This is a genomic window from Pseudoalteromonas sp. 2CM28B, from assembly GCF_023161935.1.
This window is the reverse complement of sequence record NZ_JALNTH010000007.1, coordinates 130,111-145,630: the sequence shown is the minus strand read 5'-3', so window position 1 is coordinate 145,630 and position 15,520 is coordinate 130,111. Positions and strand designations below refer to the sequence as shown.

Genomic DNA, 15,520 nt, shown 5'->3' with positions numbered 1-15,520 from the left:
AAGCTATGAAAACCAATTGATATTATTTATCGTCTATCGACTCTCCAGTACCAAGTAGCGTGGCAACCCAGCGCCCTTCATCACTTGCCTCTAGGGCTATTTTAACAATCATGGTAAGCGGTACCGATAGCAACATGCCTACAGTGCCTAATAACCAACCCCAAAATATTAACGACAAAAACACCACCAAGGTAGAAAGCCCAAGCCCTTTACCCATGAATTTAGGCTCTACAATGTTACCCATTACCGTATTAATAATTAAATACCCTGCACCTACAAGCCCGGCTGTTAATGGCCCTTGTGTGATCAGTGCTAACAATACAGCTGGTACTGCGGCAATAATAGAACCTATATTAGGAATATAATTAAACATAAAGGCCAACACGCCCCACAGCACAAAGTAGTCAACATCTAAAATCCATAAATAAAATGCTGCAATAATACCGGTGGCTAAACTCACCAATGTTTTAATTGCTAAATACGAATTAATAGAAACCAAAAAGCGGTCAATTTGCTCCATTTTTCTGTCTGGGTCGGCAAGTGCCATATGAATTTTTTTGCTTAATGCAGGCCCTTCAAAAAGCATAAACACCACAGTTAAAATTATTAAAAACATGTTTGCCATTACGCCACCTAAGCCGGTAAGCATATTCGTGGCTACATCAACCATTTTACCTGGGTCAAACATAGAGAGAATTTGATCTCTATCGATTAAGATATTGTATTGCGATGCAAGATCGACCAGCCAAACAAACTCTTCTTGTAACTGGGCTTTATATTCAGGAAGTTGCTGAGAAAAGTCGTTAACTGATTGCCCTACAAGCCCGCCTAAGCTTACACCTAAGCCCACAATGATAAGCACCACAATAACAACAGAAACCCCTTTAGGGATCCGATAGCGGCCAAAAAATGTGATCAGCGGGTTGCATACAATGGCAATAAACGCCGCCAAAATAAAGGGAATAATAATAACACTTGCGGCCTTAATACCGGCTAATACAACCACCAGGGCTGCAAATATTATTAAGCTTTTATTTACGCCAGTTAAACTTGCCAACGCGCCAATCCTTTTCTTATGAAATTCGCTTTAGTGTAAGGCAAAAACTAATTAAATGAAATATTTACAAAGTGATCGTTGTTTTTTAGTTAACGTAATAATTTGCATTAAGATAGTTTAAATAGTATACATTTTAAACAAATCGTACACTTAAAATTGGTAAGATTTTTATGCATATTTTTTTTACAGGCGCTACAGGCCTAATAGGTAAACACTTAACGCCTTTTTTGCTGCATCATCATAAAGTAACCGTACTGAGCCGAAATAAAACCAAAGCCCATGTATTGCTTGGTCATAATATTGATGTAGTAAGCACGGTTGATGAGGTTAATTTTAACCATGTTGATACTGTAATTAATTTAGCCGGCGAACCTATCGTCAACAAACGCTGGACCCAGGCACAAAAACAAACAATTAAAAACAGCAGAATAAACCTTACCACGCAAATCAGCGATGCTATTTTAAATTGCAGCACGCCCCCTGCTACATTTATATCTGGTAGTGCCATTGGCTATTATGGCCGCCAAGACGATACCCCCGTAGATGAGGACACCGACGATGTAAATGATGAATTTAGCCATCAGCTATGTAAAGAGTGGGAGCACGCGGCACTAAAAGCGCAAAGTGATAAAACACGGGTGTGCTTATTACGCACGGGAATTGTACTTAGCAAAAACGGCGGCGCTTTAAGTAAAATGCTTCCTGCGTTTAAATTTTTTGCAGGTGGCCCCATTGGTGATGGGGAGCAAGGTATGTCGTGGATTCATATTGATGACATGATTCAACTGATTTTATTTATTATAAAACACACATCGCTTTGCGGGCCAATTAACGCTACTGCACCCACCCCTGTTAGCAATAAAGTATTTAGCAAAAGTTTAGGTAAAGCATTGTCTCGCCCTGCGGCCCTAACCATGCCAAGCCCTGTGTTAAAAATGTTAATGGGTGAAATGTCTGATTTGCTCACTACTGGGCAATATGTAATACCCAAAAAAGCGTTAGCGCATAATTACCGTTTTCATTTTACGGATATAGATTCGGCTCTAAGAAGTTTAATAAAGTAGGTGTATTCAGCATAGATACACCTAATAAAGGTTATAAAAATACTACTTTAAGCTAGGTTACTGTAATTAATGTAAGCTTTAGTATCTAGTCTCCATTAAAATAGTCGTTTTATAATAAAAGAACCTTTCTATGCTGCACTTACCAACCGTTATAAGCCTTTCTTTTATTTTAAACCTTATAATTGGGCTGTATTTTATCTCTATTTATCAATATAAAAAACAAACTAGTTTTTTATATTTTGGCCTAGCTTGTACCACCTTTACATTCGCCATACTATGCGCAAGCTTACGCGTGATCATTGCATGGCCGTTTATTACCCATTACTTTGCCAGTCTATTTATTATTGCTTGCCCACTTTTTTTAATTATGGGATTAAAAGCACTCAGTCCTTTAAATAAAAGCATATGCAGGCAAGTTAGCTATTTGCTCATCGTGGCTGCGGTTTTTTTACTCGTAGTTTACAACACCGCAGCAGAGCAAGTATTGGTTAGTTTAACTGTGGCAGGCTTATTTTTGTATGCCTCGTATATTGTTTTAAGCACCCGCTTTATAGCAAAATTACAACAACGTATGCTACTGCTTTGCCTATTACTGCACGCACTCGTTATGCTAATACAGGGAGTTTTATTACTGTTGCCGTTTTTTACTGCGCTCAACTTTAATTTTGCCTCTGTTTTGCAATTTACTTTGGCTGTACACTTAATACTTGCCACTAGCGCCGCCCTATTGCTGCCTTTTTTAGTGTTTGCCAATACAGAGCATACGCTCAACTCCCTTGCTAATCGCGACCCATTAACCCAGCTATTAAATAAACGCGGTTTAAATGCAGTGGCCAATACGTTATTTAATAAAAATAATGCCGAGCATCCCCTTAGCATTATTATGGTCGATATAGACTTTTTTAAGCGCGTTAACGATGAATACGGACACGATGCAGGTGATGAGGCAATTAAATGGGTTTCGCAGCATATTGCAGCGCTTTTTTCTAACAGCGCAGTTACCGCACGTGTTGGCGGCGAAGAGTTTGCAATTTTACTTAGCCACTGCACTTTAAATGAGGCACAGTGCGCGGCAAACACCCTCAGAAAAAACATTAAAAACAAGCCCTTTAGCTATTACGGCAACACCATTTATTTAAGAATAAGCGCAGGAGTGGCATGCAGCGATACTCAAACAAGCTCTTTTAAATCGCTACTTAGTGCGGCAGATAAGCGCTTGTATATTGCTAAAGCCACAGGACGCGACAAAGTTATATATGAATCTGCACAAAACCCTTTTATAAATAACAAACCGGTTTGCACATAAAAAAGCCCTTCAATTGAAGGGCTTTGACATACACACTAAAACAAAATGATTACTGACATTTAAGCCCAGCAGAGTCTGCCTTATTAGGCACAAACTGAATGTTTGCTACCGACACTGAGGTTTTACTGCTTGCATGTAAACTAAACGGGCTTGTAAGGCTTGCAAAGTCTACGCCTTGGTTAGCAAAACAACGTAAGTCTACCGACACCGACTGCCATTTATTTTTGATGGATTGATCAACCATTTTACTCAAGGCAATCGCACCACCACACTCACCTGAACAAGTCATAGCAAGGTTTACGTCGTCGGTTAGTGGCTCATTGAGTTTAATATCAAAACTAATAACGCCATTAGCCTCTAAATACGTAATGGTATCTTCTGCAAAGCTTGTGACTATTTCAGCACTTGCCTTTTGCTCGCCACTAAAATTAAATTGGCGCGCGTCTTCTTGAACAGTTTTATCCTCAGTACGGTATTTAAGTGCACCTAGTTGATGAGTACTGCTTGATACATCTAATAGCTCATCGCCAGATTTAAGTAATAAACGCCACGGAGCAACCGGTGCGCCAACTAAAATATCCATACTAGTGAGTGCTGAGTTATCTAATTGAGAGTCTTCGTCTAAATTATCAGCCAATACATTTTTATCGCCATAAGTTAAACCAAAGCCGTACGGTAATAATGGGCTGTAATCGTCATCGCCTTTATTAACCGTTGCTTGTACTGCTGTTTTAGGCCATGAAAACGAAAGCTTGCCGCTAAAGTCATGTTGAATGCTGCCATCTTTGGCTTTTAAAATAACATCGGCAATACCGCCACCCTCTGTACCTGGCAGCCATGCTGCAACAAATGCATCTGAGGCATTTAATTCACTGTTAACCCACATTGGGCGACCGGAAATAAATACCGATACAACATCAATACCCTGCTCTTTTAACGACTTTAATAACGCGAGCGATTTTTTATTACCACGCTCAAATTCAAGGTTATCTCTATCGCCATGGCCTTCTGCATAAGGCTCTTCACCAAATACCACAACAGCTACATCTGGGCGCTGCTCATATGAGCCATCCACACTTAAAATGGCACGACCACCCGCCTCAGTAATTTGTTTTTCAAGACCTGCGTAAATAGACGTGGCACCAGGAAAATCAGCATTTTTGTTATTTGTCCCTTGCCAAGTAATACTCCAGCCACCCGACTGCTTACCTATGTTATCGGCTCCATCGCCAGCAATAAGTACAGTTTGGTTTGCATCAAGAGGCAAAATATTGTTTTTGTTTTTAAGTAAAACAAGTGATTCACGAACTGCCTGACGCGCAACTTCGCGGTGCTGCTGCGCACCAATTAGCTCCGTTTTACCCGAAAACTGACGCTTAGCCGGGCTTGGTTTATCAAATAAACCGGCACGCAATTTAACGCGTAAAATTCTACTTACTGCATCATCAATGCGCGACATACTGATTTCGCCAGCTTTGACTTGCGCTATGGTGTTTTCGTACAGCGGCTTCCAAGCGCCCGTTGGCACCATAAAAATATCAAGTCCCGCGTTAACAGCCTGTGCACAGCTTTCGTTTGTACAGCCTTCAATTTGGCCGTGGCCGTTCCAATCCCCTACCACAAAACCATCAAAGCCCATGCGGGTTTTAAGCACATCGGTTAACAGGTATTTATTGCCGTGGTTTTTAACCCCATGCCAGCTATTAAACGATGCCATAACCGACTGACTTCCCGCCGATAAGCCACCTACATAACCTTGGGCATGTATATCAAACAAATCTTGCTCACTGTCGATATTATTACCTTGGTCATCGCCATCGACTGTGCCGCCATCACCTAAAAAGTGCTTAACGGTACTAATAACACGTTTATCACTTAAAAAGTCGCCATCGGCCTTGCCCTGTAAACCATTTACAATTGCGGCTGAATAATCACGTACTATTTGAGGATCTTCTGAATAACCTTCATAGGTTCTGCCCCAGCGGTCGTCACGCACAACTGCCACTGTAGGTGCAAATACCCAATCAATACCCGTTGCCATTACTTCAACCGCAGTGATAGCTGCTATTTGCTCAATCAATGCCGGGTTGTTTGCCGCACCTAAACCAATATTATGCGGAAATAAGGTCGCGCCAATTACATTATTGTGACCATGCACCGCATCAGTGCCCCACATTGTGGGTATTTTACTGCCATCGATAGAATCATCTACCGACGCCTGATAAAAATCTTCAGCCAATTTTACCCAGTCCATTGGTGTTGCGTGTTTATCACCATTAGGAAACGCACCGCCCCCGTTTAGGTATGAGCCAAAGCCATATTTGCGCATGTCTTCAACGGTAATATCACGAATTTCTGGTTGAATCATTTGAGCTACTTTTTGCTCAAGTGTCATTGTTTTTAAATAATCAGCTATTTTAGCTTCAATTTTTGGGTCTTGTTTTACGGCAATATTAAGTTTTGGCCAAATTTTCTCTGTTTTAGACAGCGCATTATTAGCTTCAGGAGTGGTGGTCCCGTCACTTGAACAAGCCGCTAAAATGCCTAGTGATGCAATTAATGAGGCACGTGCTATTTTATTAAGTGAAAAAAGGGTTTTCATTATAGAGTCTCCTGAGCTTGAACTGGTTTGCTTCCGCTTAAACCATAAAACGCGATAAATAAGTAACAAAAAATAGGTAAAACATACGAAAGTTGAACACCCACACTATCAGCAAGTGCACCTTGTAAAAGAGGCACTATTGCACCCCCTACAATCGCCAAGCACAAAATACCAGAGCCCTGCGCGGTATGCTTACCAAGGCCATTTAACGCTAAACTAAAAATAGTTGGGAACATAATAGAATTGAATAAACCAACCAGTAGTATTGACCACATTGCTAATTGACCCGACGTGCTCATGGCAATAACCACCAAAATAATAGCCATACTTGCGTTAAAGCCAAGTACTTTACCAGCGGGTAATTTTTGCATTACCGCTGCACCAATAAAGCGCCCCACCATAGCTCCACCAAAATAATATGTGATGTAGTGAGCGGCAACATGCTCTTTTAATCCAGCAATATTTTCTTGTGCTAAAAAGCTAACTAAAAAACTGCCAATCGCAACCTCTGCACCTACATACATAAATATACCCACAGCACCGAGGGTTAGGTGGCGGTATTGCCATGCACTACCTTCAATTGTCTCTGACTTTTCAGCGGCTTCTTTTTGCTCATTCATTATGTCTGGTAATTTAAGCCATGCAAAAATACCGGCTAGTAAAATAAGCATGCCTGCTAATAGTAAATAAGGAAGTTGAACCGATTCTGCATTTTGTGCCGGCGTTAAAAATGCTTCAGAGGCAGAATCAAGAATCAAAAATGCACCAAATGTAGGGGCAACCGTCGTGCCTAGCGCATTAAATGCTTGCGTTAAGGTAAGGCGAGAAGACGCTGTTTTAGGGGCGCCCAATAAACTTACATAAGGGTTTGCAGAAACCTGCAACAAGGTAATACCGCTTGCCAGAACAAATAAAGCAAACAAAAATACCGGGTAATTATGTAGTGCCGCGGCTGGGTAAAAAAGCACACAACCACATGCAGCTATAAGTAACCCCACTACAATGCCTTTTTTATACCCTAATTTTTTAACTATATAGCCACTTGGCAGTGACATTAAAAAATAAGCCCCAAAAAAACAAAACTGAACCAGCATTGCCTGAACATAAGTTAGGTTAAACACCGCTTTTAAATGCGGGATTAAAATATCGTTTAAGCAGGTAATGAATCCCCACATAAAAAATAAAGTAGTTAAAGAAGTTAATGCAAAACCATAGTTTTTATCTTGGAAGTTTTGCGACTGTGTGTGTGTCGTCAGTGATGCTGAACTGGCCATGGGCTCTCCGCAATTTATTATTATAAATTAGGGCGTGTTGTTCTTTGCGGATTGAGATTTGTTCAATCTAGGGGCGATTAAATCGCGGCGCGAGGTTTGTAACCTAGTGGGCTAAGTAAAAACCAAGCAACAAAGAGCTAATCGTCCCTAGAAAGAACCCGAAGGGCAACGCATGTTTGGCATTTATGCTGCGTTATCGCCTATTTATGGGGAATAACCACACTTCATAGGCTCTGCCTTGCCTAAAACCAAACATACAGCTGCAAATTCAACCATCAAAGATCAATACGCCCTAACACAAAAGTCGTTATTAAAAATTGCCGTGTAACCCAGCAACATTAAAGAGTTGACCTTCGTATCAATTAACACTAATCTAAAAATGTAAGCGCTTTCACGTGTAATTAAATACGAACATGTAACATATTTCAACAAGTTTTATTTTTTTATAAACGCGCCCTTACGCTTCATCGCAGTAAATACAGTGGCTATTTATGCATTTAAGGTTTAAAAAGGTTTGTTACTAATGACAAAATTATCGTTACCATCTCATTCACCTCTATTAACAAAAAACTTTGTTTATGGTGTGGCTACGGCATCATTTCAAATTGAAGGCGGGTATGAGCATCGCCTGCCCTGTATATGGGATACCTTTTGCGATACACCCAACAAAATAGCCGACAGCTCAAATGGGCATGTTGCCTGCGATCATTACAACCAGTGGCAAAACGACATTGAATTAATAGACTCGCTTGGAGTAGATGCGTATCGACTTTCTATCTCTTGGCCGCGCGTTATTACCTTATCGGGCGAGCTAAACCCTGAGGGCGTAAAGTTTTATACTAATATTCTTGATGAGCTTAATAAGCGCAACATTAAAGCGTTTGTAACGCTATATCACTGGGATTTACCTCAACATTTAGAAGATAAAGGCGGCTGGTTAAATCGCGATACAGCTTATGAATTTGCTCGCTATGTAAAGCTTATTAGCCAAGCATTTGGCGAGCGGGTATTTTCGTACGCGACCCTAAATGAGCCATTTTGCAGTGCCTTTTTAGGCTACGAAGTAGGCATACATGCCCCAGGTTTAGTGGGCAAAGAGTACGGTAAAAAAGCGGCGCACCATTTATTGCTTGCCCATGGTTTGGCAATGGATGTGTTAAAACACACCTCGCCTAATACTCAAAATGGTATTGTGCTTAATTTTACACCTTGCTACCCCTTAACGCAGTCAGCAGAGGATATAAACGCAGCTCGTTACGCCGATGATTATTTAAATCAATGGTATATGAAACCAATAATGGATGGCCAATACCCAGAAATTATTAAACAGCTTCCTAGCAATCAGCAGCCTGAAGTCCACCCAGGCGATATGGACATAATTTCACAATCTATTGATTACTTAGGCATTAATTTTTATACGCGCCAAGTATACAAAGCGCATCCTAGCGATATATACGAGCCACTTGCTCCACAAGGCCCTTTAACCGACATGGGCTGGGAAATTTACCCGCAGTCGTTTACCGACTTACTTGTAACGCTTAATAACACCTACACCTTACCGCCTATTTATATAACCGAGAACGGCGCAGCTATGCCCGACACCATTAAAAATGGCGAGGTAAACGATGTAGATCGCCTAAACTATTATCATAGCCACTTAAATGCCGTGCACGATGCCACAGCGCAAGGGGTTAATATTATTGGTTACTTTGCATGGAGCTTAATGGATAATTTTGAATGGGCTGAGGGCTATTTAAAACGCTTTGGCATTGTTTACGTTGATTATAAAACTCAGCAACGTACTATAAAAGCCAGTGGCCAAGCTTATAAAAGCTTGATACAAAGCCGTAAATAGCCAATAAAAGCTATTCAATTAATCGCATAAATAAAAATCAAAAAGCGAGAACCTAACATCATGATAAGTGTAAAAGAAAAAATAGCCTATGGCCTTGGCGATACGGCAAGTAATATTATTTTTCAAACAGTTATGATGTTTTTAATGCTTTACTATACAGATGTAGTAGGGCTTTCTCCTGCGGTGGTAGGCACCATGTTTTTAGTGGTTAGATTGTTTGATGCCATCACCGACCCAGTGATGGGCAACTTAGCCGATAAAACCCAGTCACGTTTTGGCCATTTTAGGCCCTATTTATTGTGGCTTGCCCTGCCCTTTGCGCTTATTAGTATTTTAGCTTTTACCACGCCAGAGCTTGAAGGCACCGATAAAATTATTTACGCCTTTACTACCTACACCTTGCTTATGGTGGCGTATACCGCCATAAATATTCCTTATTGCGCATTAGGTGGCGTGCTCACTAACGATGTAAAAGAGCGTGTTAGCGTGCAATCGTATCGTTTTGTGTTTGGTATGTTAGGCGGCGTTATTGTTGCGGGCTGTACAATGCCAATGGTTGAATACTTTGGCCAAGGCGATAACGCCAAAGGTTACCAATACACCATGACGGCAATGAGTTTGCTTGGCTTAGTGTTATTTTTACTGTGTTTTTTTGGTACTAAAGAGCGCGTAGAGCAACCGCCTGAGCAAAATCTGTCGTTGTTTAAAAGTCTAAAAACCTTAATTAAAAACGATCAATGGCGAGTCCTGTGCGCTGCCGCGCTATTTTTACTCACTGGCCAAGTATTACGTTTAACCTTAGGTGTTTATTACGTTAAATACTATTTAGGGCAAGAAGATTTAATTACCTCTTTTATGACCCTAGGAGTGGTTGCCAGTATGGTTGGGTGTGCGTGTGCTCAGCCGTTGGCTAAGCGATTTTGTAAAATAAAAGCCTATATTAGTTTGCAGTTAATCGCTGCGGGCATATGTATTGCGAGCTATTTTATCTCCCCAGATAACATTACCTTGGCATTTGCTGCCTTTATTTTGTGGAAGTTTTTTTTAGATATGGCCACCCCGCTACTGTGGGCAAAAATGGCCGACACCATAGACTACGGGCACCACAAAACTGGGGTAAGAATTACTGGCCTTGTGTATTCGGGCGTTATATTTTTTATAAAAATGGGTGTGGCGTTAGGCGGTGCAATTGCAGGCTGGCTGCTGTCTTTTTATAATTATCAGGCGCAAACAATGCAGAGCCTTGATACGCAGCAGGGTATTTTATTATCGTTTACTATTATACCGGCGTTTGGTTCTTTGTTTGTTGCATTTATTATGCGTAAATACACGCTCAATAACGCACAGTTAGCCTCTATACAGGCATCGCTAAAAACTAGTGCTAGTTAACATTTGGTGGGTACGGTATTATTTGCCCGCCAAAATAAAGGATATAAGTGAGTTAACAATAACATGGCCACAATTTATGAAGTGTCGGAGCTTGCTGGCGTATCGTTAGCTACAGTGTCACGGGTAATGAATAAAAACACCCGCGTAAGTGAAAAAACCACTAAAAAAGTACTCGATGCAATGCAGCAGCTGGGCTATAAGCCCAACTCTATTGCGCAATCGCTTGCCTCAAACAGAACCAACAGCGTGGGTATTTTGGTCTCAGAGCTTCATGGTCCTTTCTTTGCTCAAATGATGGCGGGCATCGAGTCAGCCCTGCGCGCTGCGGGTAAGCACGTTATTATTACCACCGGTCACAGTGAAGACGATAAAGAAAAAGACGGCATTGAATTTTTAATTAGCCGCAAATGCGATGCGCTAATTTTACATGTAGAGTCAGTCAGTGATGACTACCTAATTGAGCTAAGTAAAGGTAAAACCCCTATTTACCTTATTAACCGATACGTACATTCACTTGAAAGTAACTGCATTAGCCTAGATAACGAACTCGGCGGCTACTTAGCCAGTAAATCTATTGTTGAACAAGGCCACACAAATATAGCTTATATTGCGGGGCCGCAAGTTAAAGCCGATGCCAGAAACCGTTTAAAAGGACATAAAAAAGCGCTGCACGAAAAAAACATCCCCTTTAATGAGGCGCTGTTTTACGAAGGTGATTTTAACGAAATTGGTGGCAGCAAAGGCCTTGAAAAACTACTCAACACGCGTATTCCGTTTAGTGCTTTAGTGTGTGCCAACGATGAAATGGCATCAGGTGCTATGAAATACGCCCGTGAGCATGGCTTTAATTTACCAAACGATTTGTCGGTGATTGGCTTTGATAACGTTATATTTGCCAATTATCTTTACCCTACACTTACCACCATAGATAACCCAGTAGAAGAAATGGGTGAAATGGCTGCAAAAATGGTGCTACAAGATGTGTATCAGTATAAAAACTTACACATAAACCGCGTGTTTGAACCCACCCTTATAAAACGTGATTCAACCCAAACACTGCCAAAATAACGCATAAAAAAACGGCGCTATATTAAGCGCCGTTTTTATTAAACCCTGCAACTTATTTTGCTATCCAGGGGGTTACTTTAACTACGTTTTCTATATCACCAAGCAGATTTACGTCATCTTCCCAGTTATCCTGTACTGCAAAGTAGCAGATTGATTTTTCGCACTGTATATGTGGGTTATTAAAGGTCACAGGCTCTTTAAACGTTACAGCAACGCCTTTTTGCTCAGGCAATAAAAACCACATAAGTTTACTAACAAAAAAGCCTGATAAATCTGTTAAAAGTTCATCTAACTCGTTATTAATTGTGTACAACGAATCTTTAGTTAAGCTAAGCCCTTCAAATTCGCTGGCCTCAATTTGCAGTTTTAACTGACAATCGTGCTCAGGGTTTTGTGGCTCTACAACAATAACGGCTTTATCCGTATCGAGCTGCTTATCAAACGGTAAAAGTAACTGTGCTTTATCGGTAAAATTAAGCGGGTATTCGTTATTTTCAGTTAAAATTGTGCCGCTTTTAATAGTGCATGCCTCGTTTGTGGCAATATCGCTAATGTAAAAGTTAACTCGTGCATACTGAAAGTCGCCCTTGTTAACCACTTTTAATCTATCGTAAAAGCCATCGTACGACATAACAAACTCTTTGGCATTGACGGTACTTGCCGCCAAACTTAATAAAATGAGTATGGCGTTAATATTTATGAGTCGTTTTTTATTCATCAAAGTAAGCTCTGTTTTGGTTAATCATGGTGTTTAGCTCTTCTATGTAGGCCTCGCCGCGCTCTGAGTACGACATTAAACCCTGCGTTAGTGCCGTTGCCGCAATGGGCTTTTGCTGTTGTCGTAAATCTTCGCGTATCAGGCGTAAATCTTTGTAGGCATTATGCGTGTTTATATTTCTAAAATACGAGCTTACTGCCGCGCGTACCGACTTAAATGCAGCAACTTCGTGCGCCGCTCCACTATTGCGGCGTCTTGGCACCATACCGCAGCCTTTTGAATAACACCATTGGCCAAAAAAGTTAAGCCCTATGCGTGCAAAGCGCGATGTACCCCACGCCGACTCATTCGCCGCTTGCATTAGCGCAAGCTCTTTAGGAATAATATCAACACGGCGCAGCGCTTGGCTTAAAATTAGGGTGTTTACTGTTTCAGGTAAGCCATAGGCTTTTAAAATATTAACGATGTCGCGCTGTTGTTTTTTCTCGAGCGGTTCGTTGTATTCAAGCATCATACGCGCAATTTCTAACTTAGCGCGTTGCTGTAATATTTTTTTATTTTCAGCCTCAACATGTGGGCGAATAAAATCAAAAAATGCCTGTTTTTTCTCTTTTACATCAGCAAATTCAGAAAATTTAGGTAAGGTAACATTGTGCAGGGGTTTTTCTTTTTTCTTTACTTTTTTAGGTTGTTCACCTGTGGTTTGTTCTTCAACCTCTTGCTCATTACTTTGCATAAACGGATATGCAAGCGCCCATAAAAAAAATACGCTTAGTAACAGCTTTAAAATGGTTTTTAGCATGTAGTCTCTCTTTCAAACAACAATTATGCATGGGTAATACACACACATACGAAACCCCATTATACCTAAGCCACTATATAAACGCGAATAACACCCTGTGTGTAACTCTTTAAGGGCCACGCTTTGCTAAAAAATGCTAAAGTGGCTGCTTGCGATAAACATACTATCCACCAGCTCAGGTTATGTACTTGTTCATTCGCAATTTATTAGGGCATGGGTATACTGAGCTTATACCGTGTATAACAACGTTTTGTGAGTAAGCAGTATGGATAAGCAATGGCAAAGCCGAATAATAGAACAGTATAAAAATCGCCCTAACGATAATCGCTCCCCCTGGCAGGTAGACCGCTCTCGTATAATTCATGCCGCAGCTTTTAGGCGCTTACAAGCAAAAACCCAAATTATGGGGATAGGCTTAAACGACTTTTATCGCACACGCTTAACGCATTCTTTGGAGGTATCGCAAATTGGTACCGGCATATTGCGGCATTTAAAAGCACAGCACAGCGATTTTGAACACTTCCCCTCTACCGGTTTATTAGAAACCTTATGTTTAGCCCACGATATAGGCCATCCCCCGTTTGGCCATGGCGGCGAAATTGCCTTAAATTATATGATGCGTGAGCACGGTGGATTTGAAGGCAACGCACAAACATTACGTATAGTCGCTAAACTTGAGCCTTACTCTAACGGCCACGGCATGAACCTAACGCGCCGCACGTTGCTTGGCTTTATTAAATATCCCGCATTTATAGACGATTTATGGCACACCATTCCGAAGGTAAATAATACACGTTCATTTATAAAAGCAGATGATTGGCGCCCCGCTAAAGGCTTATACAAAGACGATGCACAAATATTTGAATGGATCATTGCCCCTTTAAGCGACAACGACAAAGCCCTATTAACAAGCCATGCACCAATAGATCAGTTCCGTGCAAAAACCCGTTATAAATCGTTAGATAGCGCCATAATGGAACATGCCGATGATATAGCATATGCAGTGCACGACCTAGAAGATGCCATAGCCACTAAAGTGCTCACACTAGATGATTGGCAAACACACGCATTACCCCACTTAAACGCGCTTAATTACGATTGGTTAAACACTAAATTAGACTCGCTTACCCAACGCTTATTTTCAAAAAACGATTTTGAACGTAAAGACGCCATAGGCGAGCTGGTAAATATGTTTATTATTCATATTCATTTAGATGTTCAGCATGGTGATTTTGAGTGCCCTATTTTAAAGTACACTGCAAAGCTAGACCCACAGTACGAGCGTGTTTTGCAAATACTTAAGCATTTTGTATTTAATCGCTTAATACGCGACCCCGAAATGCAGCAAATAGAGTTTAAAGGTCAAAACTTACTGATTGAATTATTTACCGCTTTTGCCAGTGACCCTCTGCGTTTATTACCCGAAACAACGCAAGCACTTTATCTAGACGCTGAAAAACAAAACCAAGGGATGCGCATAATATGCGACTACCTAAGCGGCATGAGCGATGAGTACGCCTATAAAACCTATCAGCGGTTATTCTCACCAGTACAATAAAAAGCCAAGAGCACACCATGTTAAGCGTTTGGTTAAACTAAGAGCCTGTGTAAGGGGTTATTGCAAATAAATAGGCGTGAGCAAAAGCCGTTATAGAGCCCACTCGGTTACAAATTTAGCGCCACGATTAAATAACCTCTTGTTTGCAAAAATTTTTCCTGCAAAATTTAGCAAGCCCTTGTATATTTAATAAACTATAAAAATAAGAGCATTGACTATGAACACACCACACACTTTTAACTCCTTTAAAGCGTTTTACCCGTATTACTTAAAAGAGCACCGCAATGTAACCAGCAGAAGGCTTCACTTTATTGGCAGCACGCTAGTACTTGCAGTCATCTTTATTGCATTGTTCAAGCAGCAATATAGCTTGCTGTGGTTATTACCGGTTATTGGCTACGGATTTGCTTGGATTGGGCATTTCTTTTTTGAAAAAAACCGCCCCGCCACTTTTAAGCACCCCTTTTATAGCTTATGGGGAGATTGGGTCATGTTTAAAGATATACTTACCGGTAAAATAAAATTTTAATTTTTATATTATTTTATTATAAAAATCACTCGCAACCTTTTTAAACGCTATACAAATTTCAGCTTAAATAACCTGCTCTTTATATGTTAATTTATTTAACATATAAAAAGTGGGTTATACACTTAATTTAAATAAACACTGAGTAACAGCCATTATTAAAGGCGCACACACTGCTCTTACCTGTTAACTAAAAGTAAACCTCATGGTTGCCAATTATTTTAAGCTCCATCAATTACTTACAAACTCCTGCCTATTTATAGCTTTTACCTCATTTAGTTTTATTAATTAAACCTTGTAA

At 40.6% G+C, this 15,520-nt stretch carries 12 protein-coding genes; 7 read left to right on the top strand and 5 right to left on the bottom strand.

Features of this window, described 5'->3' with window-relative positions; all coding sequences use genetic code 11:
- Positions 1–22 precede the first annotated feature (22 nt).
- Positions 23–1,057, bottom strand: a complete 1,035-nt coding sequence (locus tag MTN96_RS12235) for an AI-2E family transporter (RefSeq protein WP_024033443.1) — start codon at positions 1,055–1,057, stop codon at positions 23–25.
- Positions 1,058–1,227: 170 nt separating this feature from the next.
- Here MTN96_RS12235 and MTN96_RS12230 point away from each other — a divergent pair, with 170 nt between their 5' ends.
- Positions 1,228–2,121, top strand: coding sequence for a TIGR01777 family oxidoreductase (locus MTN96_RS12230; protein WP_248531765.1), 894 nt, complete (start codon positions 1,228–1,230; stop codon positions 2,119–2,121).
- Positions 2,122–2,251: 130 nt separating this feature from the next.
- Positions 2,252–3,427, top strand: coding sequence for a GGDEF domain-containing protein (locus MTN96_RS12225; protein ID WP_096739484.1), 1,176 nt, complete (start codon positions 2,252–2,254; stop codon positions 3,425–3,427).
- 49 nt (positions 3,428–3,476) lie between these two features.
- Here the strand turns inward: MTN96_RS12225 and MTN96_RS12220 are convergent, their stop codons facing one another.
- Together MTN96_RS12220 and MTN96_RS12215 are read right to left on the bottom strand one after the other, a co-directional pair.
- Entirely contained in the window at positions 3,477–6,029 is a 2,553-nt protein-coding gene (locus MTN96_RS12220) for an exo 1,3/1,4-beta-D-glucan glucohydrolase (protein WP_248531759.1), read from the bottom strand.
- The gene (locus MTN96_RS12215) at positions 6,029–7,303 is read right to left on the bottom strand and encodes a sugar MFS transporter (protein ID WP_248531757.1); all 1,275 of its coding nucleotides are present in this window, start codon (positions 7,301–7,303) and stop codon (positions 6,029–6,031) included. The genes MTN96_RS12220 and MTN96_RS12215 overlap by 1 nt, the downstream gene beginning before the upstream one ends.
- 523 nt (positions 7,304–7,826) lie before the next feature.
- Here MTN96_RS12215 and MTN96_RS12210 point away from each other — a divergent pair.
- The 3 genes from MTN96_RS12210 (at position 7,827) to MTN96_RS12200 (ending at position 11,615) form a co-directional block, all read left to right on the top strand.
- Positions 7,827–9,158: a GH1 family beta-glucosidase gene (locus MTN96_RS12210; RefSeq protein WP_248531755.1), complete on the top strand. Its 1,332-nt coding sequence runs from the start codon at positions 7,827–7,829 to the stop codon at positions 9,156–9,158.
- A gap of 60 nt (positions 9,159–9,218) precedes the next feature.
- Entirely contained in the window at positions 9,219–10,547 is a 1,329-nt protein-coding gene (locus MTN96_RS12205) for a glycoside-pentoside-hexuronide (GPH):cation symporter (protein ID WP_054982646.1), read from the top strand.
- 63 nt (positions 10,548–10,610) lie between these two features.
- Positions 10,611–11,615, top strand: a complete 1,005-nt coding sequence (locus tag MTN96_RS12200; RefSeq protein WP_024033435.1) for a LacI family DNA-binding transcriptional regulator — start codon at positions 10,611–10,613, stop codon at positions 11,613–11,615.
- 52 nt (positions 11,616–11,667) lie between these two features.
- Here MTN96_RS12200 and MTN96_RS12195 read toward each other — a convergent pair whose 3' ends face one another.
- Positions 11,668–12,333, bottom strand: a complete 666-nt coding sequence (locus MTN96_RS12195) for a DUF2987 domain-containing protein (protein ID WP_282452025.1) — start codon at positions 12,331–12,333, stop codon at positions 11,668–11,670.
- Entirely contained in the window at positions 12,326–13,135 is an 810-nt protein-coding gene (locus tag MTN96_RS12190; RefSeq protein WP_121637606.1) for a glucosaminidase domain-containing protein, read from the bottom strand. The genes MTN96_RS12195 and MTN96_RS12190 overlap by 8 nt, the downstream gene beginning before the upstream one ends.
- 265 nt (positions 13,136–13,400) lie before the next feature.
- On the opposite strand from MTN96_RS12190, the gene MTN96_RS12185 reads away from it, so the two are divergent.
- Both MTN96_RS12185 and MTN96_RS12180 read left to right on the top strand, forming a co-directional pair.
- Positions 13,401–14,693, top strand: coding sequence for an anti-phage deoxyguanosine triphosphatase (locus MTN96_RS12185; RefSeq protein ID WP_248531753.1), 1,293 nt, complete (start codon positions 13,401–13,403; stop codon positions 14,691–14,693).
- 217 nt (positions 14,694–14,910) lie between these two features.
- Positions 14,911–15,222 carry an Mpo1-like protein gene (locus MTN96_RS12180; RefSeq protein ID WP_248531751.1) on the top strand — a complete coding sequence of 104 codons (312 nt, stop codon included), beginning with the start codon at positions 14,911–14,913 and terminating at the stop codon, positions 15,220–15,222.
- Positions 15,223–15,520: the final 298 nt, after the last annotated feature.

What these genes read in the sequence shown, in the direction of transcription:
- MTN96_RS12230 (WP_248531765.1), top strand. Translation starts at nt 1,228, where the DNA reads ATGCATATTTTTTTTACAGGCGCTACAGGCCTAATAGGTAAACACTTA.
- MTN96_RS12225 (WP_096739484.1), top strand. Translation starts at nt 2,252, where the DNA reads ATGCTGCACTTACCAACCGTTATAAGCCTTTCTTTTATTTTAAACCTT.
- MTN96_RS12220 (WP_248531759.1), bottom strand. Translation starts at nt 6,029, where the DNA reads ATGAAAACCCTTTTTTCACTTAATAAAATAGCACGTGCCTCATTAATT.
- MTN96_RS12215 (WP_248531757.1), bottom strand. Translation starts at nt 7,303, where the DNA reads ATGGCCAGTTCAGCATCACTGACGACACACACACAGTCGCAAAACTTC.
- MTN96_RS12210 (WP_248531755.1), top strand. Translation starts at nt 7,827, where the DNA reads ATGACAAAATTATCGTTACCATCTCATTCACCTCTATTAACAAAAAAC.
- MTN96_RS12205 (WP_054982646.1), top strand. Translation starts at nt 9,219, where the DNA reads ATGATAAGTGTAAAAGAAAAAATAGCCTATGGCCTTGGCGATACGGCA.
- MTN96_RS12200 (WP_024033435.1), top strand. Translation starts at nt 10,611, where the DNA reads ATGGCCACAATTTATGAAGTGTCGGAGCTTGCTGGCGTATCGTTAGCT.
- MTN96_RS12195 (WP_282452025.1), bottom strand. Translation starts at nt 12,333, where the DNA reads ATGAATAAAAAACGACTCATAAATATTAACGCCATACTCATTTTATTA.
- MTN96_RS12190 (WP_121637606.1), bottom strand. Translation starts at nt 13,135, where the DNA reads ATGCTAAAAACCATTTTAAAGCTGTTACTAAGCGTATTTTTTTTATGG.
- MTN96_RS12185 (WP_248531753.1), top strand. Translation starts at nt 13,401, where the DNA reads ATGGATAAGCAATGGCAAAGCCGAATAATAGAACAGTATAAAAATCGC.
- MTN96_RS12180 (WP_248531751.1), top strand. Translation starts at nt 14,911, where the DNA reads ATGAACACACCACACACTTTTAACTCCTTTAAAGCGTTTTACCCGTAT.